Below are 23927 nucleotides of genomic sequence, written 5' to 3'. Positions count from 1 at the left end.
GAGTCTAATATATATAAATATTTTCTATCATTTGTAGATGATGTATGCAATTTAAGAGAAAAATTTGCGTACAAAATTTTGTTGTGTAATTATGTCATCAACATTGGTGCAAAAATACTCAATAGTATTATCTAAGCTTATACATATAGTTCAAGGTTTATATTTGGAATTACTTAATCATGGTTAAATGATGAAGTAGTCAGAAAGTTCTGCTTTGGCCATACATTCTGATAATATGTCTGAACAACCAAGTAATTAAAGATTCTGTAAAGACACTAGTATTGAGTGCAATTTTGTGAAAGGCTAGAAAGCCTTGACTGTTTTATCAAATAAAAAATCAAACAAATGCGAGTTTTTAATTAAAAACTCTCAAATTTAAAAAAACTGCTGTTATCGATTGATGCCTTACAATGACATCTACCTTCTTATGGTTGAGGTCTAAGAGCCTCTTTTTTGCATTTTTTTCTTTAGGTTTACTTGCTGATGCAAGTATGCCTGTTAATGCTCAAGTATCTATCATTAGAAATACTGCTGGCGCGGGTGCAAATAATCTGCCAAGACGCAGTTCAAACGAAGTGAGATTAACAGCTTCGCAAGCTGCTTTAGAAATTATTAAAACAGGCGATCGCGCCGCCGCTGAACCAGGCGACACAGTCCTTTATCGACTTGCTATTAGAAATACTGGTAGATCTGCTGCAAGAAATCTCACAATTACAGACAGGCTACCTTTAGGATTGCGATTTATTTCTAGATCGCTGCAAGGTTCAATTGCTGGAACATCGGTATCTGTAACCGCTAACACAGGTGCAAATCGTGCGGTAACTCTTACAGTCAACCCAGCCACAGAACTCCAACCCAACCAAACTTTGAATGTAGTTTATGCCGTTGAAGTCACCCCAGATGCAATTCGGGGGACTGGGAGAAACTTAGCTCAAGCGCAAGCTGGAACTTTAACAAGTAATCAAGCCAGCCATGTGTTGCGAATTCGTCCAGGAATTATCTCTGATTGTGGCACCATCATTGGGCGTGTTTTTGTGGATAAAAACTTTGATGGCGAACAGCAACCCAATGAACCTGGAGTTCCCAACGCCATAATTTATATGGATGATGGCAATCGCATTGTTACAGATGCCAATGGATTATTCTCCTTGGCAAATGTGATATCGGGTTATCGGTCAGCAACGTTGGACTTGACTAGCTTACCAGGCTATGCACTGGCACCTAACAACTACTTCATCGAAAGAAATAGCCAGTCGCGAATGGTGAAATTAGCACCGAGTAGCTTGGTACGAGTCAATTTTGGCGTAACGCCTGCGTTTTCGGGGGGTAAGCGATGAAGACTAGAAAACAAAGAGTGATTTATACCGTAGATCGGAGTGTGATTTCTAAAATCAAATGTACCTTGCCGCTAAGGGATAGCGTCCAAACACAAAAATTATCAATTTGGCGCTGGGCTTTGCAAAGTAAGGGTAAAAAAGTCATATTACTGGCATTTTTGGCATGGATTGCCCCTTCTTTATTCGAGATCAACACCCCTAATAACCAAGCCTTCGCCGCCGAGGCAGAAAACAGCGAATCACCAACTGTTGCTCAACCCGAAGAAGCAGTATTACCAGAGGCGCAAACAGAGGCTAATGAGGTAATTGCTCAAGCCTTCCCCACTACAACACCTTCCTCTAGCGATCCAGGCTCGATATTTCCGCCAGATCCAGCTACCCAATTTCAGCAAAATCCCAACTCTCCGGTTACTCAACCACAAACAATCCCGGTACCCACTCCCACACAGTCACCGCCAGCCGCTACACCCACGACTGAAACGCCGAGTACCAAAAATAAATTCAAAATCGATATTTTACCTGTTGGCGATCCCCGAGTCCAAGCAGATGGACGCTCTACAATCAGGCTGCAAGGACAAATTACCGATGACCAAGGTCAACTAATTACTGAAGATTTAGTAGTAACTTTGACCACTAGTGCGGGGAAATTTGTTGGCACAGATCAAGATAAAGACCAAGCTGGGTTTCAAGTACGTGCCATAGATGGGGAATTTACCGCAACTCTGCAATCAGATATTAAACCCCAACAAGTCAGAATTCGTGCTGCTGTAGAGAAAATCACTACGAGAAGGCCTCAAATTGAGCCTGGAGATTTATCATTTCCCCAACAAACAGATACTTCTCTCCTCGACAAAATTGGGGAAGCACCCATTGAGGCTTATACCCAAGTTGAATTCACTACCTATCTGCGTCCTTCCCTCACCACAGGGATAGTTAACCTACGGATTGGGCCGAGGGGAACCGACTACTGGGGCAGTTTTCAAGACTTCCTCAACCCCGACAGAACAGGGGGAACCCAAGTTGATTTAACGGCGGCGGTGTTCGCCACAGGCAAAGTTGGAGATTGGTTATTTACGGGAGCATTTAACAGCGAACGCCCGATTAACCAAGATTGTGAGGGGAGAAACCGATTATTTGGCGGCGTGCAGTTCTGCGAACAGCAATATCCCGTCTACGGCGACAGTTCTACAGTTACACCCACTACCCCCTCTATTGATAGTTTTTATGCGCGTTTAGAGCGCAGTTCCTCCGTTCCCGGAGCAGAACCAGACTATTTGATGTGGGGGGACTATAACACCCAAGAATTTGCGAGAACTTCCCAACTATTTACAGCCACTTCCCGTCAATTACATGGTTTCAAAGCCAACTACAACTTTGGCCCCTTGCAAATTACCGGGTTATACGCCAACAACATCGAGGGGTTCCAACGCGATACGATAGTCCCCAACGGCGTGAGTGGTAACTATTTCCTCTCCAAACGGTTGTTGGTTCCAGGGAGTGAAACCGTTTATTTGGAAGCCGAAGAAATTAATCGCCCCGGTACAGTAATTCAACGTCAACAGCTATTTCGCGGCCCTGATTACGAAATAGACTACGATCGCGGCACACTTTTGTTCCGTCGTCCCATCTTAGCTACAGAACTTAACCCCTTTGGAGCCACCTTAGTTAGACGTATTGTTGTTACCTACCAAAACGAAGGCGGAGAAGACACCAAACTTTACGGTGGACGACTGCAATACAACCTATCCCAGGATTTAGACAACAAATCCTACATAGCTGGTAGTTACCTGCAAGAAGACCAAGGTAGCCAAGATTTTCAACTCTATGGCGCAGACTTTTTATTGTCTTTTGGTAGCGCTGGTAGGGTAATTGGGGAGTATGCCCGTTCTAATAGCACCCTCGTAAACGGTCAAGATGCCAACGGTTCTGCTTACCGCTTAGAAGCATTTGGTAACCTAGGCGATCGCTTATTAGGGCAAGCCTACTACCGCGCCGTAGAACCTAACTTTGCCAATAATTCTACCTTTAGCTTTACTCCCGGACAAACACGCTATGGGGCTTCTTTAATAGGGAAAGTCACCGACACCACTAGCTTGACAGTTGGTTACGACTTTGAAGAAAACTACGGTACTACAGCCACAGGGTTAAATAGTGTCCTCGGCTTTTTTGACCTCTTCGATCCCCAACCCCAAGCCCGTCCTGGAGAGACAGTTAACAACACCCTCAAAACATTCCGCGCAGGCATACTGCAAAGAGTAGGCCCGGCAGATGTGAGTTTAGAGTATGTTAATCGTTCCCGCGAAGACCGGATTAGCACTCGATTTAGTGGCGATGCCGATCAATTAGTTTCGCGTTTAAAATTGCCCCTAACAGAATCTTTGACCTTCCAAGGGCAAAATGAACTGAATTTAGGCGATAGCGACCCCCTCTATCCCAACCGCACCACCTTGGGTCTAGATTGGAAAGCTTATCCCGGCGTGACATTCCGCCTAGCCCATCAATTCTATGACGACAGCAGCTTAATTCCTGGTAACTCCATCACCACCCTAGACACAATCCTTGATCGCAAACTCTCCGAAGATACCAGTTTGATCGGTCGCTATTCCGTTTTATCAGCATTTAACGGCCTCCAAGGTCAAGGTGCTGTAGGGTTAAATCATCGTTGGGCCGTGGCTCCAGGATTACGCGTAAACCTTGGCTACGAATACATATTTAAGAACATCTTTAACGGTACTGCTGCTGGTTCCCAATTTGGGCAATATTATGCAGTTGGGCAAACAGCCTCCACCCTGGGACTATTTTCTGGTTCCGTTTATAGTATCGGGTTGGAGTACACAGATAACCCCGAATTCCAAGCCAGCACTAGATTTGAATATCGTGATGGCGATGAAAGCAACAACTTAGTAATTTCCGCCGCCGCCGCCGGGAAAATCTCACCAGCTTTAACCGCCTTAGTGCGCTACCAACAAGCCGGAGAAGCCAACGTCTTTTTACCTTCCACCGTTGGTGTGGTGGCTGAAGGCGTGAGATTCCAAGAACTAGGCGATACCTCCAACTTAAAAATCGGTTTAGCCTACCGCGATCCCAGAAGCGATAAATTCAACGCCTTACTCAAATATGAGTGGCGGCAAAACTTCGACTCCATCCCCGAAGCCCAATTAACCGGAAGTACCGCTACAGGCCAAATCTTTTCCGCAGAAGCCATCTACGCCCCAAGTTGGCGCTGGGAATTTTACGGCAAATACGCCTTACGTAATGGTGTGACATTTTTAAATGGCGATCGCTACGATGCTAATGTCAACTTAGCCCAGCTACGGGCAACTTACAGACTTGGTTACCGTACCGATTTAGCAGTAGAAGGACGCTGGATTGGGCAAACCTCCAATAGTGGCACCAACTACACCGAATTTGGCGTAGCTGTCGAAACTGGGTATTATTTAACCCCCGATTTACGCATAGGCTTAGGCTACAGCTTTGGTAGTGTCGATGACCGGGATTTTACTGGCTACCGTTCCGAAGGTGGCGTTTATCTCAATATCAGCTTGAAGTTGAATGAACTTTTGGGTGGCTTTGGCTTGCAAAAACCTGTACCCAAGCAAGAACAAGAATCGGAAGTACAACCCCTTGCTCAAGTACAGCCGACATCCCAACGTCAACTGATTAATACTCTCAAACAAGCACAAGCACTTCCCAAACCCCCTGAATCGGACACATCCCAAAGTAAACTCTTTGAGCTGATTAAGCGTTGGAAACAGCCACAAGCATCGAACTAATAACAAAGTCCAGATTCAAGGTGTATAGGAGTGAGTGATGTCCAGTTTTAAAGTCCGTTGGTTACTAGATTTTCCACTGAGGAAAGCAAAAGATTCTCCGTCAAAACAATCAAAATTTCATAGTCCAAACTTAGGCGATCGCAATTTTCAAAAGGTAGCACAACCAAATTTCTCTCAAACTCTTCTTTCTTTGTGTTCTTCTCTGCGAGACGCTACGCGAACGCGCACTACCCTGCGGGAAGCCGCTAAAGCGTCTACGCGGTTCGTTTTCCCCCTAACCCTCTGCCTTTTAACATCCGAAGTCGCACTTAGCCAAACCCCCAGTTTACCCTTACCAATTTCTCTGCGGGTAATAGTCAACAGCAACCAAGATGGTAATATTCAGCCAGATGCCCAGCTCACCTTACGCGAAGCCATCGAACTAGTAAATGGTACCCTAACCGTTGCCCAACTCAGCGATGTCGAAAAAGCCCTAGTACAACCTACTACAGGCAGTTCGCGCATTGAATTTAATTTACCTCCAACTGCCACTACAATTCTTTTACAGCAACAACTCCCAGATTTAGCCAGTCCGGGATTAGTGATCGATGGCGCTAGCCAGCCAGGATATGACGCTGCTGGTTCCGCTACAGCCGAAATTGCCATTCCCATTCCCGTAGTCGCGATCGCACCTGCACCAGGTAAAGAAATATTTCGCGGTTTAACTGTGGTGGCTGATGGTGTAACCATTCGTGGTTTAAGCATTTATGGCTTCAACGCCAGCCCCATTAAGCAGCAATTGGGAAATCTGTTAATTTACGATGGCGTACCCAAGCCTGTAACTTTAACAACACCCCCAGGAGATATTGTCATTTCCCATCGTCTCCCACCTCCCAATACCAAGAAACAGCAGCCACCTAATAGTAATTTCCCCTTTTACAACCAGGATGTGCCACCCAAAAACGTGGTGATTGAGAATAACTGGCTAGGGTTACCCATAGATGAAAAGGTGCCATCAGAAACTTCTGCTTTCGGAGTTTACGTATTCAACTCCCAAGGGACAACCATTCGCCGCAACCGCATCTATTACCATGATGGCAGCGCCATTATTACCTCAGTCCGGGGGGAAAATACCTTAGTCCAAGAAAATATCATTGTCAGCAATGGTTTGGCAGGAATGCCCGATGCTTTACGCATTGAAGGTGTAGTGAATAATTCCCAAATCACCAGCAACTTAATTTGCGCTAATGATGGTGCTGGGGTGTATTTATTTAAACCAGAAGGTAACTTGCAAATCCGTGATAACCGCATCACGTACAACGGCAGACGTTTGCGGCGGGCAGCAGTTTTCTTAACGGGTAGTAACCATCAAGTAACCAATAATGAAATTTCTTATCAAACTGGGCCTGGGGTAGTGGTAACAGCCTTTCCCCAAAGTCAACGCAACATTATTCAAAATAATACCTTTGCTGCCTTAGAAGGCTTGAGTATTGACCTGAATGGCCAAAGAAATTTAGATGTGAATGAGTGGCAAAGGGGAGATGGCCCCAATCCTAAACGTAATTCTGGGAATCGCCGTTTAGATACAGGTAACGCGGCAATTAATGCCCCAGAATTCACCACGCGGGAATTTCTGCCTACAGGTAATAGCGTCACCTTGCAAGGTAAAGCCGATCCCGGTTCTGAGGTGACAATTTATCGCCTGGGTGACTATCAACAAGGTAAGCAAGCAATTTATCAAACAGGTTATGGGGCGCTCAGTCAACCATTAACCAGCGTAGCTGTGGATGAGAAGGGGAATTTTAGCGTTACCGTCCCCAATGTCAAAGTAGGAGATATTGTGAGTGCGATCGCCACCGATCCCAAATACGGTACATCCGAACCTGCGATCGCGGCCTTTATTGGCCCGAGAACTACTACACCCAGTCTGCCACCTGCCAGCAGACAAAACCCCGTACCGCAATGTACTTCTCGCCCAGTACCACCCGAACCAGTCCCACCCACAACCCCCCCAACTTTAATTCCGCCCGCCCCCATCAAGATACGCGTACCCCGGAACGTTCACTTTGCCTTAGATAAATCCTTCATTAGTCCAGAAAGCGCGAAAGTCCTGGATCGGGTAGTAGAAGTCTTAAAGCAATATCCCTCAATTATTATCGAAATCCAAGGACACACCGACCCCCGCGCCAGCAACGACTATAACCTAGCCTTGGGTAGAAGAAGGGCCTTATCTACGAGAAATTACTTATTACGACAAGGTGTACCCCCAGAACGGATGACCATCCGCAGCTTAGGCGAAACTCAACGTGTCAGTGAAGGTAGTAACCGCGTAGATTACGCACGCGATCGCCGCGCCGAAATCATCTTCAAAGACGTAAGAGGCGTGGAAATCATCATTGAAGGCCAAGAACAAGACCTGCAATTAGAACCAGAACGAAGGTAGATGCGATCGGGCATTGGGGATGGGGCACAGGGCATTGGGCATTGCTTACTTCTCCCTCATCCCCCTCATCCCCCTCATCTCCCTGCCTCCTGCCTCATCCCCCCGGCTTTTTGAGTAAAAAATTTTACAACTTGTTTAGGAAGCCAATAATGAAACCTTTATTAAAAAATGTAGTAAAACCCTTAAGGGGTACATTTCTGACATTACTGTTTACTGTGCCGCAGATTTCCTTAGGAGGTGCCTTTTCCGATAAAAAAGTTTTGGCGCAAGCACAACCAAGTTGTCCAGATGGTACACAACCCGCCACTTATGAGTGGAATCCTACTAACAACGTGGCAGATTTTTTAGCTCAAACCCTTGTTGCTAAAGGAGTTCGGGCTACCTTTCAGTTCAGTGATAATCCTGGGCCTTTGGGAACAGTTACAGACACCGCGACTTTCGATCCCAACTCAGATAACCAAGTTACCAGAATTGACTCAGGCTTACCTCAAGATATTTACGGTGGGATTCTAGGAACCCATCTGCGTTGGAATATTGGTTTGGGTAAAAACCCAGCACAAGGTACTTCTACACTCACCATTAACTTTTCTCAACCGGTCACTCTAGCCACTCCCCTCACCTTTCTAGATGTTGACCGAGATGGGGCACGAGATTTTGGGAGAATTTTCCAAGATGTAATTACGGTGACAGGATTTAATGGCACTGCACCCGTACCGTTAACAGGCACTGCTCTCGGCCCCAATACTAGAGTTACTAATAATGGTAATAGTGTGGTGGCCGCAGGGGTGAATGAAAATGCTTTTCCTGATTCAACTAATGGCAACGCTGAAATTACATTCTCTGGTGCTGTCAGCCAAATCCGAGTTGTTTACCAAGCAGGTAGAGAATTTGGTGAACCCGGACAGGATGAGACTGTCGGTCTGAATAGGATCAGTATTTGTCTGGCACCAGCTTCCATTGGTGATACTGTATTTAATGACACCAATGCCAACAACATCCAAGACCCTGGCGAACCTGGCATTAGCGGTGTGCAAGTCAATGTCAGAAACAGTAGTGGTACTGTAGTTGGTACCGCAACTACCGATACTAATGGTAGATATACTGTCCCTAATTTAAATCCAGGACAATACACAGTTAGCGTTGCACAAACACCTAGTGGTTTTTCACCTACTCTGACCCAACCCAATCCCATCACCTTGACTTCTGGGCAAAATTTCGACCAAGCTGATTTTGGTTTTACTCAACAGGCACAAGGTACAGGCTCTATAGGAGATTTTGTATTTAGCGATACTAATGGTAATAACATTCCTGATGCAGGAGAACCGGGAATTCCTAACATTAATCTCGTACTCAGGAATAGTAACGGTAACGTAGTTGCTACAACCAAAACAGATGCGAATGGGGTTTATCGCTTTCAGAATGTCCCGGCTGGTAATTACACAGTTGCAGTTACCAATCCTCCGATTAACTTTACCCCAACCCTTACCCAACCCAATGCCATTAGTCTTGCTAATGGACAAAACATTGATACTGTTGACTTTGGTTTCCTTCCGCCTACTAATGCCTCTATTGGTGATACAGTTTTCACCGACACCAATGGTAATGGGACACAAGATAATAACGAGCCAGGCATTCCTAACGTTACAGTCACATTAAGATTACCAAATGGAACTACACAAACTGCTACTACTGATGCTAATGGAAGATACAGCTTCCCAGGATTAGCACCCGGTAATTATCAAGTAACTGCCAATCCGCCTCAAGGTAATACTCTCACAACTGGTATCAACCCCTTTAATATCAATCTGCTACCAAGTCAACAACTTGATAGTGCTGACTTTGGTTTCCGCGCAGGTGGGTTTAATGGCACTAGTGGTTCTATCGGCGATACCGTATTCAACGATACCAACGGTAATGGTAGACAAGACGCAGGTGAAGCAGGAGTTCCGAATGTTCCTGTAACGCTGACTAGTCCTGGGGCAGATGGCTTATTGGGTACTGGTGATGATACTACTCAAACAACAACTACTAACGCCAACGGTAACTACACTTTCTCTAATTTACCAGCAGGTAACTATCGAGTTGCGATCGCACCTCCTTTCAACTTGCCACAAGTTACCACTGGTAGTTCTCAAATAGAAGTGAATCTGCAATCAGGTCAAGCGCTGACTACTGTTGACTTTGGCTTACGGCGACCACCAGGTAATGCCATTGGTGATTTGGTATTTAACGACCAAAATAATAATGGTAGACCAGACCCAGGCGAAAGCGGAATTCCCAATGTCAACATTACTGTCAGAAATCCTAACGGTCAAATAGTTGATACTACTACTACCAACAATAACGGTAACTTCATTGTTACAGGCTTACCACCCGGTAACTATACCTTAGAAGCCACCCCACCCCAGAATTTCACACCTACAACACCAACCAGCGTGTCGGTAAATTTGCCAAATGCTAATGCTGAGATTGATAATCTAGACTTTGGTTTTGCGTCTGGGACAGCCAGTAATACAGGTGTACAACTAGTCAAACGAATCACTGCGATCGCCAGAACAAATGGTCAACGCATCCAATACAATACTTTTATTGATGACCCCAATGATCAAAATGATAATGTCATCAGACCAGCGCCTCTGGGTCAATATGAAGTGCAAACACCCATAGCCAGCGGTGATGAAGTAGAGTACACCGTTTATTTCCGCGCTGGTCAGTTATTAGAAAATCTCAATTTCTGTGACTTAATTCCCACTGGAACAACTTATGTAGCTAATAGCATTACTGTAACTGGCGCTGGTACTGGTGCAGATCAAGGCAGATTTTTCTCGCCTCTAACACCCTTAGCATCAATTCCTGAAAGTAGTGCTTGCGAAAATACCAATAATCCCAACGGTACAGTAATTGTTAGGTTGGGCAATGTTCCTAATGGTCAATCTGGCGCTGTAAGTTTCCGTGTCAGAATCGACTAATAAATAATTACTAATTCGTAATTCTTAATTCGTAGTTAAACAAGATTTGAGCAGTCAAAATCTACAGTAATTATGAGTTATGAATTATCGAATAGTAATTTCAAAAAATGTAACAGATAGTCAGGGCACAAGATTGTTGTGCCCTGACTATAATTTATCTGTGAAAAAGATTATTGGCATTGATATCACTTAATCACACCTGTATTAGCAACTCCCGCAATTTGAGAATGTTTAGATGGTAATAAATTCCAATTTAAGCGATAGAGTTGTAACGGCTGGTCTTGACCTTTAACTTGCACAAGTGGCATTTTTTCTACAGGTAAATTTCGAGCTTGAATCCGCTCAAATGTGGTTTGGGAGATAACTATTTCTCCGGCTTGAGCAACGTTGCAGATTCTACTAGTGACATTTGTAGTATCACCAATAGTAGCGTACTGAATCAGTTTCTCTGAGCCGATATTTCCTGCCGCTACTTTTCCGGTATTCAATCCAATGTGAATTTGAATCGGTTGTTTACCTTGCTGTAACCACTTTTGATTTAACCGCATGACTGCCCACTGCATATCAATTGCTGCTTGTATGGCTCGTTCTGTATCATCTGCTTTGCGATAAGGCGCGCCCCAAATCGCAAATAAAGCATCACCAATATATTTCTCTAAAGTACCTTCATATTGAAAGACAATCTCTTCTACCATCACCTCGAAATATTCATTTAGCATCGCAATTACTTGGCGCGGATGCATAGTAGAAGACATTTGTGTGAAATTACTAATATCAGCAAATAAAGCTGTAACTTCAGTATCAACAATACCCAAAGTTGTTTCTTCCTTCAGCTTTTTTCTCACAGGTTCGGGAAAGAAACGCTCTAGTTTATTCCGCATTACGGCTTCTGCTTGAATTTTCTTGTAGAGATTGGCATTATCAATTGCGATCGCAGCTTGATTAGCCAAAGCAGTCAAGAACTCTACATCTTCGTCAGAATAAACATCTGACATCGATAAATTATCAACATATAATACCCCAATTACTTCTTCTCTGGGTTTGAGAGGAATGCACATTGAGGCCCGAATAGCTTGGACAAAAATAGATTCGGAAGTATGGAAGCGCTGATCTAAGCACGCATCTGTGGTGACAACAGCATTGCCATTTTGATATACATGATTAGTAATATTTTTGCTATAAAATAGATTTTCTATAGAAGTTCCTGAACGCAATTTTGCTACTCTTTGTTCCAACTGTTTTGTTGTTTCACTGACCAACAAGATAACTGCTCGGTCTACATTGATAATCTCGAATAGTAAATCTAGAATTTTTTCTAACAGGCGATCAGGTTCTTCGGGTGAGGAAAGTTGTTTGCTGACTTCAAGTAAAATTTTTAATTTATCTACAGTGCGTTGATTACTACCGCGCTGTGATAGCCTTAACAGAGAATCTCTTCTGCCTGGAGTATCTAGTAAATCTTGGATGTTGAAGCGACCTTGTTCAGTGGAAAACTGTTTAATAATTGTTTCCGGAATAGGCTCTTCTTCACAACCATCATTTGTAGGTGTGCTGTTAAGTTTTTCTACGAATTTGAACTCTACGTTCCCACAATAAATCGAATCTCCATCCTTGAGTTCATATTGGTCAATTTTGACCTCATTTACAAAAGTATGGTTCAGGCTTTGCAAATCTTTAATAGTAATGCGATCGTCTGCAATTGTAATCTCTGCATGGTAACGGGATAAACTCTCATCTCCGATGACAATTGTATTGTCTCCGCTACGGCCAATAGTGTTCATCCCCACAATTAATTGATGAACTCTTTCTTGAGGAGTTTTAGGAGCGTAGATTAAATATGGCATATTCCGCCCTCACTTTTCCACATTTTTGAAAATTTCTGTCCTAAATTCAAGGATGAACTCTACAATATTAATAGTATTAAATTCACTCTTTTACCTCATCATTTCGGATTTTTTAGATGACTAACTAGAAAATTTGTCATCAATTTATAGGTAAATTACGCAATTATAAGTTATCTAATGCTGAGAACAGGAAATTATGACAAACTGACAAGATTCCATAAATTCGGAATAACTAATAACATGACAGATATCACATAACAAAAAATTGTTATCCCTACTATGGTTGAGAGTAATCGATAACTAGTTATGTAGTTTAATAATTAATCAATGCTTGGCCTAAATATAAATTATCAAAACATACTTTAGCAGCTTCACTGCCAAGCAATTTTGTACTTTCTGAGCATGATATATTAACACCCTCTGAGACAACTTGTGTAAATTGTTGCAATCTGATACTACTTTAGGTGATAAGTAGCCTGGTGTAAATATTTATCTGAAGAGTTGACTAAAACAGAGTATTTCAGCCTCATTCATTAATAATTACAAATTGTTGCGGTTATTTTCACCAGCAGGTGAGTTATTTATCTTATTTGTTGTTTCTTTTTTGGGCAGATTCTGATTATCCTTTTGCTCAAATTGGCTTAATCCTTGCTTAGTAATATTTTCAGCCGCTTGTTTAAATATTGGTTCTAATTTATCTTGCCAGTATTTGATATTTGGCAACTTCTCTGGATGTTTTTTATAATCTAAAACCTTATCCCATTGACCTTGCGCTAATGCCGTATTGATATCATTAAATAAAGCATCTGCTTTCGCCCAATCTTGTTGCCACTGAGCAATTATCGCCGCAGTTTCTTTAAAACCCGAAGAAGCTGTTTGCGGGACAGATTTTAGCAGTGCGATCGCTCCTGTCAAATCCCCTGAATCATATTTCTTTTTAGCTTGCTCCAACACCTTAGCTGTATCAGCATCATTCTCTGATGACTCTGATGTTCCAGAGTCAGTAGTAAATGGTTTGGAACTAAAGGGGTCTGATTCACTAGGTGATGTCGTTTTCACCCCGCTAGATTGAGGCTTTGGCTTCGGTAGCGGTCGAGCAGCAATCAGTTTATTATCATCAACTGTATTAATTGCAATACCTCTATCTCGTAAGCAAGAAACCCACTGTTCATTATTGGCGATCACATCCGAATGTGCCCAAGCTGTACGTCCGGAGTTAGCTTTAACTTCTACCCAACCCTGTTTTGTGCGTTTACCAGTAACCTCAAACTTAGTGTCACGCTTCACTGTCTGCACAATACTTTCAGAAGTAATTGCTCTTGGTTCCGAACGAATATTAGAATTACCAACCACAATAGCTAAACACTTGTTTTCGGCAATTGTATCGTTACCAGTTAGATGAGCAGCGAAATTTTTCACGCTGGGATAAACATTTGTTACCAAAGCAGCTGCACCACCTGCCAACAACAGACCAATAATCAATGGTAAGGGGTCAGGTTTGTTCCCATCTTGACGCGCAGGTTTCCCAACTGCTTTATTGGCTGGCGCAACTGCAACAGTTTGCTGTGGAGAGACTTGAGACGTAGTTTTACTCTGTGGGTAGCTAGAATTTTGACGGGGTTGTACTTGGGAAGCTACAGCTACAGCAGGTGTCAATGCTCTACAAGCTTGCAATGCTTCAGCTGCACTTTGGTAGCGGTCTTTAAAGTGGTAACGTACCATCTTATTTAAGACTGCTGCTAACTGAGGATTCGCAGAAACTGAATGCTGCCAGATAATTTCGCCTGTATTGGGGTCTTCTTGCAAGGCATTTGCTGCTAATCCTGTTAAAGCTTGAATAGCAATGATACCTAATGAATAAATATCACTATTAGGACGAGGTTTACCTTGTCCTTGTTCTGTAGGCATATAGCCAGGAGTACCAATAACTACCGTAGCTGTTGGTTGTCCTCCAGACGTAACCAAATTTGTCCGCAGTTGTTTAACTGCGCCAAAGTCTACTAAAACTAATTTATTATCACTCGCCCGACGAATAATATTATCTGGCTTGATATCTCTATGAATCACGCCTTGGCTATGTACAAAATCTAAAATACCCAACACTTCCTGCAATAACTGCATCACCCGATCTTCACTCCAGCGCTGATCTGGTAAAAGTTCCTCACCGAGGGTATTTCCTTCAATAAATTCTTGTACTAAATAGAATTCTTGATTTTCGTCAAAGTAAGCTAAAAGTCTGGGTATTTGGTCGTGCTTACCTAAAATTTCTAAAGTTTCCGCTTCACTATTAAACAAGCGTTTGGCTGTTTCAAAAACTTTAGGATCTGAACTAGCAGGTTTAAGATGCTTAACAACGCAAATGGGATTACCTGGCCGTCTAGTATCTTGAGCAATATAAGTTTGCCCAAATCCTCCCGTAGCTAGGACTTCAATTACTTGGTAACGATGATCTAGAAGCTTGCCAATCATAATCCCTCCCCAGTGTTAACACCTAATTTTCCAGATGCTAATCAATATCTCCAAATTTTCCTGCATGAAATCCGCTATCTTGAGAAAAGATTTGAATTAAAAATGCAGTTTTTTAATAAATGCAGATTGTTAATTTTTGTTTAAGCATCCTTTTTTGATTAGCAATGCCACCCAAAATAAACAGATCTGTCGTATGGCAGCAGGCTGAAATTCTCATGCAGCCTGCCTTTATCCGCGTGGTCGATAATATTCGCAAGCAACTAGATGTTTCTTCCTGGAAAGGAACTTATCATGATGTCTTGATTTGGCCTGCTAGCACCACCGATCAGACAAAAGCAATTGTGACTCAGCTGTTGCAAGAAATGGAAACTGCAACACCAGAACAAGCAGATGAGATTAAAGAGAGTCTTTCTCGTCTGCCAATGCCCCATCCAGGATATCATCTACGTTTACAGCGTCAAGAGCAGCAAGTAAATATCGATTTGTGGGAACTATGCTATCAAGTGTGTTTTCTTAACTACAGTCCCGCAAACCCTAATTCCGCAGGTGTTGATATTGATACTAGTTTAATTGATGAAACCGGAGAAGTAGATTGGTTAATTTTGGAAGCGAAAACTAAAGAGTTAGTTGAGCAATTGTTTACCAATTTGCCTGAGTAGGATGGGGGGAATAGGGAATAGGGATTGGGGACTTGGGACTGGGGACAGGGATTACCAATTACCCATTACCCAATGACAAACACCAAACGCCAAACACCAATTACCTAATTTATGCTACCAGTCATTTATTCTGATGAGTTTCTAGAACACAAAACTGGAAATTACCATCCAGAATCACCACAACGTTTAACAGCTATTGTCAACGCCTTAAAGCAAGCGCATTTTGCCGAAAACCTGATCTGGCGATCGCCTACACCAGCATCAGAAAATCCAGCACTAATGCCGATGTTATCTAAAGCTCATACTCCAGATTACATCGACAAAGTCCATCGGATCGCCTTTGCTGGAGGCGGTTATTTAGATGGCGATACGCCAATTTCCCCCCGCAGTTATGACGTAGCATTACTAGCAGTTAGCGCTTGGCTGGATGGAGTCGATGTAGTTTTATCCACAGAAAATCCAGCTTTTGTGCTATCTCGTCCCCCAGGACACCATGCAGAAAGTGATATGGGTATGGGATTTTGTCTATTTTCTAATGCGGCGATCGCAGCTTTCCATGCCCTACAAAAACCAGGGATTAACCGTGTAGCTATCTTAGATTGGGATGTGCATCACGGCAATGGCACTCAGGCGATCGTGGAATCTGAAGCACAAATTGCCTATTGTTCGCTACATCAATATCCTTGCTATCCCGGAACTGGTAGAGCATCCGAACGCGGCTTTCATAATAATGTCTTAAATTTACCCGTACCACCTGGTAGCACAATGGCAGTATATCAGCCACTCTTTGAAAACAAAGTTCTCCCTTTTTTAGCCAATTTTCAAGCAGATATATTAATTATCAGTGCTGGTTATGATGCTAATGCTGAAGATCCCTTAGCCAGCGTTAATTTACAACCAGAAGATTACGGTTACTTGATCAATTATTGTTTAGGCTGCACTCGCAAAATTCTTGTTGGTTTAGAAGGTGGCTATGATTTGCCAACCCTTTCTCAATCTGTGGTAGCAACAATCGAACGCTGTTTAGTATAAAGAGTGATCGATAGATGAACCGATCGGAGTGGCATGATAAATTGCGTAGACGCAAAGCGGTGAGGTAGTGCGTTGGGCGGGTTCCCCGACTTGAAGCAACTACCGAACCCGGAGGGCTTTTCGTCAGACATCGCTCATCGAAATGTAAAGAAATATGTATCTCTGCTACAAACAGCAAAGCAAGATAGTCGATGTTGGGATTGATTTCTGTAGCAAATGCCACTAAATTCAGCAAAAAAGCAATCTTTACAAGTCAGAGACGAGGAATTAATCTGTATAGGATTTTTATTTGAGTTATGATTCCCTGAAGTTTTGTACTTTCTGCGATCGAGAAGCGCTATATTGCTTTTTCAGAAATTTCAAGCTGAATAACTCACCATTCGCGTAATCCAAATCGGAAATAATTAATTCCCAAAAAACCATGAAATTCCTACTATATATAGCTTTGGTTTTGGTAATCAGAATAGAAAGCTTACACTTACCCGATTTCCCTCAAAGATTTCAGTAGGAATCTGAATGTATCGGTGCGATCGCACCGTCATCGCACTGTGAACTAACCACGCCTCTAAAGGGTATATGGATAAAAGTTTGATGCGATTAATCCTTTTGTTGTAAGCCTTTTAACCATTTTGATGAATTCTTTATTTTCAGAATCGATTACGCGAACGATGAGGAATAAATTTTATAAATAAATTTTTAGGTAAGACTAATAACACAATTACCTAGTAATTTTTTCGTAAACAATCCAAGTAAGCTTTAAAAGAATTTCGTCTCTATAGGCAGGTTTAACAGCAAAATATTGCTAATTACTTCTATAGATGATAATTATATTCGTGTTTTTTTATTGTTGCTATGGAGACATAAGTGCTAAGTATTATTTCTATAGATGAGACGGACATTTTTTTAACAGCAAATAATTTGCAGTATGGTATGCAACCAAATACCAACAAAATTCATGAAATCTTCAGAAAGAAAAACTTTGAGATGTATTTTGAAATAGCTAAAGTTTTGTTAAGATGCAAATGCTAGGAGCTTTTCAACGGAATACACCTCTCAGGGTGTGGAGAAATAAAAAGCACTAGCAATACAGAGTTATAAAGGTGAAGCATAATGACCACCTACATTTTTTTCAATGAAGCCCTTCAGATGCTGGCTAATGCCTATCTAATCTCAGCAGTAGTGCTAATAGCAGCTTCTGGTATAGGTTTAGCAGTAATAGAAACGATGGAAAAGACCGGAGAACGCTAAGTTCTCACCTGGCTTTTCGTTCTCACCGATAAACCCATGACTTGTATGTGTTCATTGTGAAGAAATACTGGGAACAATAAACCATGAAAGTCTCACAGTGTTGCAGATTCACCTGAAAGTTATCGAACATGCAGGGTACTGCTCCCCTATTGAAGACTCAATCAAGGAGCGCACTACTATGGGTTTATTAGACACGGTATTGGGTACAGAAAGCCAGGCTCAACCAACACTCAGTCCATCAGAGGCTTTTGCTGCTATTACGCTCGCTGCAACAGCAATCGATGGCGATCTTGCAGAACATGAAGCTCGTTCTATTGCCTCAGTTCTATCTCGGTCTAAGCTTTTTAGAAACTATACTGACGAGATGATGAACAAGCTGTTTGATAAAATTCTTGGCATCCTGAGACGCCGGGATGGGATAAATGTTTTATTTAATTCAGCTAAACAAACTTTAACCCAAGAATTGCGAGAAGCAGCCTTTGCAGTAGCTACAGATTTGGTACTAAATGACGGAATTTTGACAGAAGAGGAAACTAATTTTCTCAACGATCTGTACTTATCTTTGGGTATTTCCAGCGATCTAGCCCTACAAATTATGCAAGTTGTACTAATCAAAAACCGTGGCTAAATATAATTTAGCTAGCAAGCTGGTTTGCAATTGTTATTACTTTTATATGTAATTATTTAAGCTTAAGCTTCATCAATCCTAATTAGGTAGGCGATCTCCATATCATAATTTTGTTTGCTTAAAGTCTTAGATTTAAAGCACCAAAGGTATCGAAGGACAGGATTTTCAGCTTTCAGCACAGACTTGCCAAATTATAACTGATTATCCGGACATGATATAAACACGCTATTTCCTTTCTGTCAATTTAGCAGATCTGAGGCAAATTCTATAATTTATGGTGTGATGCTTAATATTTTGCAAAATTAAACATCCTATGCATCGTTAATCTTCTAACGATCAGGTTTTGTCTTTAGCTCAATCACTCATCTTTGGAATATTTGAAAAATAAGAGTTTAGTAAAAGTCCCACACATTAGGATTTGTAGGTGCATAGCCTAATTTCATGCCGAACATCTGAGTGATGAGTAGAGGTGAGTTTAAGCATCACAGGCGTATTCGGATGAGATAAATACTCAGCCATAGATTCAGACCGACTCAGCCATTAAAGATGACAAAAACATCAAAAGCCTTACCTGATAGAGGTTTGATGTCTGATTGCCGCTATGGTAGAGAGCAGGTCAAAAAAAGTTGAGAAAAGGGTTGACGAAATAGAAAAACAGTTGCTAATGTAGATAAGTGCTGAGGCGAAGAGATGCCAAAGCAGCCGAACCGAGAAAAACAAATACTTTGAAAGCTTCAGAAACAATCCTCGTCAATTAAGATTGTTGGGGTAAGACCCAAAGAAATCTAAAAAAAAGAAATACAGGATTCCGAGACAAAAAGTCATCGGAGCCGCGAACTCGAAAGCAAAATGGAGAGTTTGATCCTGGCTCAGGATGAACGCTGGCGGTATGCTTAACACATGCAAGTCGAACGGTCTCTTCGGAGATAGTGGCGGACGGGTGAGTAACGCGTGAGAATCTAGCTTCAGGTCGGGGACAACCACTGGAAACGGTGGCTAATACCGGATGTGCCGAGAGGTAAAAGGCTTGCTGCCTGAAGATGAGCTCGCGTCTGATTAGCTAGTAGGTGTGGTAAGAGCGCACCTAGGCGACGATCAGTAGCTGGTCTGAGAGGATGATCAGCCACACTGGGACTGAGACACGGCTCCAGACTCCTACGGGAGGCAGCAGTGGGGAATTTTCCGCAATGGGCGAAAGCCTGACGGAGCAATACCGCGTGAGGGAGGAAGGCTCTTGGGTTGTAAACCTCTTTTCTCAAGGAAGAAAAAAATGACGGTACTTGAGGAATAAGCATCGGCTAACTCCGTGCCAGCAGCCGCGGTAATACGGAGGATGCAAGCGTTATCCGGAATGATTGGGCGTAAAGCGTCCGCAGGTGGCAATGTAAGTCTGCTGTTAAAGAGTGAGGCTCAACCTCATAAGAGCAGTGGAAACTACATAGCTAGAGTGCGTTCGGGGCAGAGGGAATTCCTGGTGTAGCGGTGAAATGCGTAGAGATCAGGAAGAACATCGGTGGCGAAAGCGCTCTGCTAGGCCGCAACTGACACTGAGGGACGAAAGCTAGGGGAGCGAATGGGATTAGATACCCCAGTAGTCCTAGCCGTAAACGATGGATACTAGGCGTGGCTTGTATCGACCCGAGCCGTGCCGGAGCTAACGCGTTAAGTATCCCGCCTGGGGAGTACGCACGCAAGTGTGAAACTCAAAGGAATTGACGGGGGCCCGCACAAGCGGTGGAGTATGTGGTTTAATTCGATGCAACGCGAAGAACCTTACCAAGACTTGACATGTCGCGAATCCTCTTGAAAGGGAGGAGTGCCTTCGGGAGCGCGAACACAGGTGGTGCATGGCTGTCGTCAGCTCGTGTCGTGAGATGTTGGGTTAAGTCCCGCAACGAGCGCAACCCTCGTTTTTAGTTGCCAGCATTAAGTTGGGCACTCTAGAGAGACTGCGGTGACAAACCGGAGGAAGGTGGGGATGACGTCAAGTCAGCATGCCCCTTACGTCTTGGGCTACACACGTACTACAATGCTACGGACAAAGGGCAGCGAGCTAGCGATAGCAAGCAAATCTCATAAACCGTGGCTCAGTTCAGATCGCAGGCTGCAACTCGCCTGCGTGAAGGAGGAATCGCTAGTAATTGCAGGTCAGCATACTGCAGTGAATTCGTTCCCGGGCCTTGTACACACCGCCCGTCACACCATGGAAGCTGGCAACGCCCGAAGTCATTACTCCAACCATTCGTGGGGGAGGATGCCGAAGGCAGTGCTGGTGACTGGGGTGAAGTCGTAACAAGGTAGCCGTACCGGAAGGTGTGGCTGGATCACCTCCTTTTAGGGAGACCTACCCAACTTTGAAATCAATTGCAAACAGTCAATAGAGACAAAGATGGTCTACTCTAGGTCGGTCGAGATTGGTGAAGAACTTTCAAAGTATTCTGTGTTCGGTAAATAAAAATGATTGCAAAGATCAATAGGTAAATTCAGCAATTGACGTGAATAACAGTCAAACTGCTGGAAATACGCCAGCCAGAACCTTGAAAACTGCATAGTAACGCGAAAAATAGCAGGCAGTCAAAAAAGTCAAAAGTCAAAAGTCAAAAGAAGGACCCAAAGACGAAAGACAAAAGACTGCAGATGTGAAACCAAATGTATTGTGGTCAAGCTAATAAGGGCTGATGGTGGATACCTAGGCACACAGAGGCGAAGAAGGACGTGGTTACCGACGAAATGCTCCGGGGAGTTGGAAGCAGACTATGAGCCGGAGGTGTCCGAATGGGGCAACCCTATGTACTACCTGCTGAATATATAGGCAGGAAAGAGCCAACCCAGCGAATTGAAACATCTTAGTAGCTGGAGGAAGAGAAATCAATTAAGAGATTCCCTCAGTAGTGGTGAGCGAAAGGGGAAAAGCCTAAACCAGTTGGTTTACTGACTGGGGTAGTGGGACAGCGATATCGAATCTAGAGGTTAGACGAAGCAGCTAAATACTGCACCAAAGAAGGTGAAAGTCCTGTAGTCAAAAGCTGAAGGATAGTAGCTGAATCCCGAGTAGCATGGGGCACGAGGAATCCCATGTGAATCAGCGAGGACCACCTCGTAAGGCTAAATACTACTGTGTGACCGATAGTGAACCAGTACCGCGAGGGAAAGGTGAAAAGAACCCCGGGAGGGGAGTGAAATAGAACATGAAACCATCAGCTTACAAGCAGTGGGAGTCCGATTCAACGGATGACCGCGTGCCTGTTGAAGAATGAGCCGGCGACTTATAGGCACTGGTAGGTTAAAGCGAGAATGCTGGAGCCAAAGGGAAACCGAGTCTGAAGAGGGCGATAATCAGTGTTTATAGACCCGAACCCTGGTGATCTAACCATGTCCAGGATGAAGCTTGGGTAACACCAAGTGGAGGTCCGAACCGACCGATGTTGAAAAATCGGCGGATGAGGTGTGGTTAGGGGTGAAATGCCAATCGAACCAGGAGCTAGCTGGTTCTCCCCGAAATGTGTTTAGGCGCAGCGGTAATGATTATATTTGGGGGGTAAAGCACTGTTTCGGTGCGGGCTGGGAGACCGGTACCAAATCGAGACAAACTCAGAATACCCAAAGCACACATTGCCAGTGAGACAGTGGGGGATAAGCTTCATTGTCAAGAGGGAAACAGCCCAGACCACCAGCTAAGGTCCCCAAATCATCGCTAAGTGAGAAAGGAGGTGAGAGTGCATAGACAACTAGGAGGTTTGCCTAGAAGCAGCCACCCTTGAAAGAGTGCGTAATAGCTCACTAGTCAAGCGCTCTTGCGCCGAAAATGAACGGGGCTAAGCGATGTACCGAAGCTGTGGGATTTGTTGAAAAATAAATCGGTAGGGGAGCGTTCCGTGGTAGGGAGAAGCAGTAGCGGCAAGCAGCTGTGGACGAAACGGAAGTGAGAATGTCGGCTTGAGTAGCGCAAATATGTGTGAGAATCACATACCCCGAAACCCTAAGGGTTCCAGAGCCAGGTTCGTCCGCTCTGGGTTAGTCGGGACCTAAGGCGAGGTCGAAAGGCGTAGTCGATGGACACAGGGTGACTAATCCCTGACTAAGGTATGGGAGCATTGCTAGGGACGCATGAAAGATAGCTACACCCTGATTGGTTTGGGAGGAGTTTACGAACTCCGAGTAGTGATTCGATTGTGCCAAGAAAAGCTAGGAATGTGATGAACATATCTTACCCGTACCCGAAACCGACACAGGTAGGGAGGTTGAGAATACCAAGGGGCGCGAGATAACTCTCTCTAAGGAACTCGGCAAAATGGCCCCGTAACTTCGGAAGAAGGGGTGCCCACGAGAGTGGGTCGCAGTGAAGAGATCCAGGCGACTGTTTACCAAAAACACAGGTCTCCGCAAACTCGAAAGAGGAGGTATGGGGGCTGACGCCTGCCCAGTGCCGGAAGGTTAAGGAAGCTGGTCAGCGAAAGTGAAGCTGGCGACCGAAGCCCCGGTGAACGGCGGCCGTAACTATAACGGTCCTAAGGTAGCGAAATTCCTTGTCGGGTAAGTTCCGACCCGCACGAAAGGCGTAACGATCTGGATGGTGTCTCAGAGAGAGACTCGGCGAAATAGGAATGTCTGTGAAGATACGGACTGCCTGCACCTGGACAGAAAGACCCTATGAAGCTTTACTGTAGCCTGGAATTGTGTTCGGGCTTCGCTTGCGCAGGATAGGTGGGAGGCGAAGAGATATTCCTTGTGGGGAATATGGAGCCAACGGTGAGATACCACTCTGGCGAAGCTAGAATTCTAACCCGCAACCGTTACCCGGTTGGGGAACAGTTTCAGGTGGGCAGTTTGACTGGGGCGGTCGCCTCCTAAAAAGTAACGGAGGCGCGCAAAGGTTCCCTCAGCACGCTTGGAAACCGTGCGGCGAGTGTAAAGGCATAAAGGGAGCTTGACTGCAAGAGTGACCACTCGAGCAGGTACGAAAGTAGGCCTTAGTGATCCGACGGCGCAGCGTGGAATGGCCGTCGCTCAACGGATAAAAGTTACTCTAGGGATAACAGGCTGATCTCCCCCAAGAGTCCACATCGACGGGGAGGTTTGGCACCTCGATGTCGGCTCATCGCAACCTGGGGCGGAAGTACGTCCCAAGGGTTGGGCTGTTCGCCCATTAAAGCGGTACGTGAGCTGGGTTCAGAACGTCGTGAGACAGTTCGGTCCATATCCGGTGCAGGCGTAAGAGCATTGAGAGGAGTCCTCCTTAGTACGAGAGGACCGGGAGGAACGCACCGCTGGTGTACCAGTTATTGTACCCACAGTAGACGCTGGGTAGCCAAGTGCGGAGCGGATAACCGCTGAAAGCATCTAAGTGGGAAGCCCACCTCAAGATGAGTGCTCTCACTACAAATGTAGGTAAGGTCACGGGCAGAACACCCGTTGATAGGCTCTATGTGGAAGTGCAGTAATGCATGAAGCAGAGGAGTACTAATAGACCGAGGGCTTGACCTCATCAATCATTGGTTATTTCGCGTTACTTGCAGTCTTCAGGGTTTTGTTGACAGTTAACTGTT

General features: G+C 44.1%; 10 protein-coding genes and 2 rRNA genes. 10 read left to right on the top strand and 2 right to left on the bottom strand.

Annotated elements, in window-relative coordinates; all coding sequences use genetic code 11:
- Positions 1-410: 410 nt before the first annotated feature.
- From HG267_RS03520 to HG267_RS03505, 4 genes are all read left to right on the top strand, one after another.
- Positions 411-1337, top strand: coding sequence for a DUF11 domain-containing protein (locus HG267_RS03520; RefSeq protein WP_045870260.1), 927 nt, complete (start codon positions 411-413; stop codon positions 1335-1337).
- Entirely contained in the window at positions 1334-5110 is a 3777-nt protein-coding gene (locus HG267_RS03515; RefSeq protein WP_228045519.1) for a hypothetical protein, read from the top strand. The genes HG267_RS03520 and HG267_RS03515 overlap by 4 nt, the downstream gene beginning before the upstream one ends.
- 37 nt (positions 5111-5147) lie before the next feature.
- Complete coding sequence (locus tag HG267_RS03510; protein ID WP_081584003.1) at positions 5148-7532, top strand: OmpA family protein; 2385 nt, start codon at positions 5148-5150, stop codon at positions 7530-7532.
- Positions 7533-7681: 149 nt separating this feature from the next.
- Entirely contained in the window at positions 7682-10501 is a 2820-nt protein-coding gene (locus HG267_RS03505; RefSeq protein WP_045870259.1) for an SdrD B-like domain-containing protein, read from the top strand.
- Between the two features lie 185 nt (positions 10502-10686).
- On the opposite strand, the gene HG267_RS03500 is transcribed toward HG267_RS03505, so the two are convergent.
- Positions 10687-12345, bottom strand: a complete 1659-nt coding sequence (locus HG267_RS03500; RefSeq protein WP_063749825.1) for an adenylate/guanylate cyclase domain-containing protein — start codon at positions 12343-12345, stop codon at positions 10687-10689.
- Between the two features lie 540 nt (positions 12346-12885).
- On the bottom strand, positions 12886-14814 hold the full coding sequence (locus HG267_RS03495) for a protein kinase domain-containing protein (protein WP_045870258.1): 1929 nt from the start codon (positions 14812-14814) through the stop codon (positions 12886-12888).
- Positions 14815-14978: 164 nt separating this feature from the next.
- On the opposite strand from HG267_RS03495, the gene HG267_RS03490 reads away from it, so the two are divergent.
- The 6 genes from HG267_RS03490 (at position 14979) to HG267_RS03465 (ending at position 23865) form a co-directional block, all read left to right on the top strand.
- Positions 14979-15473: a hypothetical protein gene (locus HG267_RS03490; RefSeq protein WP_045870257.1), complete on the top strand. Its 495-nt coding sequence runs from the start codon at positions 14979-14981 to the stop codon at positions 15471-15473.
- Between the two features lie 111 nt (positions 15474-15584).
- A complete protein-coding gene (locus HG267_RS03485; RefSeq protein ID WP_045870256.1) occupies positions 15585-16505 on the top strand; it encodes a histone deacetylase in 921 nt (306 codons plus the stop codon).
- Between the two features lie 1110 nt (positions 16506-17615).
- Positions 17616-17753: a hypothetical protein gene (locus HG267_RS03480; RefSeq protein WP_045870255.1), complete on the top strand. Its 138-nt coding sequence runs from the start codon at positions 17616-17618 to the stop codon at positions 17751-17753.
- Between the two features lie 178 nt (positions 17754-17931).
- A complete protein-coding gene (locus HG267_RS03475) occupies positions 17932-18381 on the top strand; it encodes a tellurite resistance TerB family protein (RefSeq protein WP_045870254.1) in 450 nt (149 codons plus the stop codon).
- Positions 18382-19227: 846 nt separating this feature from the next.
- Positions 19228-20716, top strand: a 16S ribosomal RNA gene (locus HG267_RS03470).
- 323 nt (positions 20717-21039) lie between these two features.
- Positions 21040-23865, top strand: a 23S ribosomal RNA gene (locus HG267_RS03465).
- Together the 16S and 23S rRNA genes form the textbook arrangement of a ribosomal RNA operon.
- Positions 23866-23927 lie beyond the last annotated feature (62 nt).

The organism is Tolypothrix sp. PCC 7601 (assembly GCF_025677855.1).
In the GTDB taxonomy this organism is placed as follows: domain Bacteria; phylum Cyanobacteriota; class Cyanobacteriia; order Cyanobacteriales; family Nostocaceae; genus Aulosira; species Aulosira diplosiphon.
Note: the sequence above shows the minus strand (reverse complement) of the source record. Positions and strands in the feature narration are given on the sequence as shown.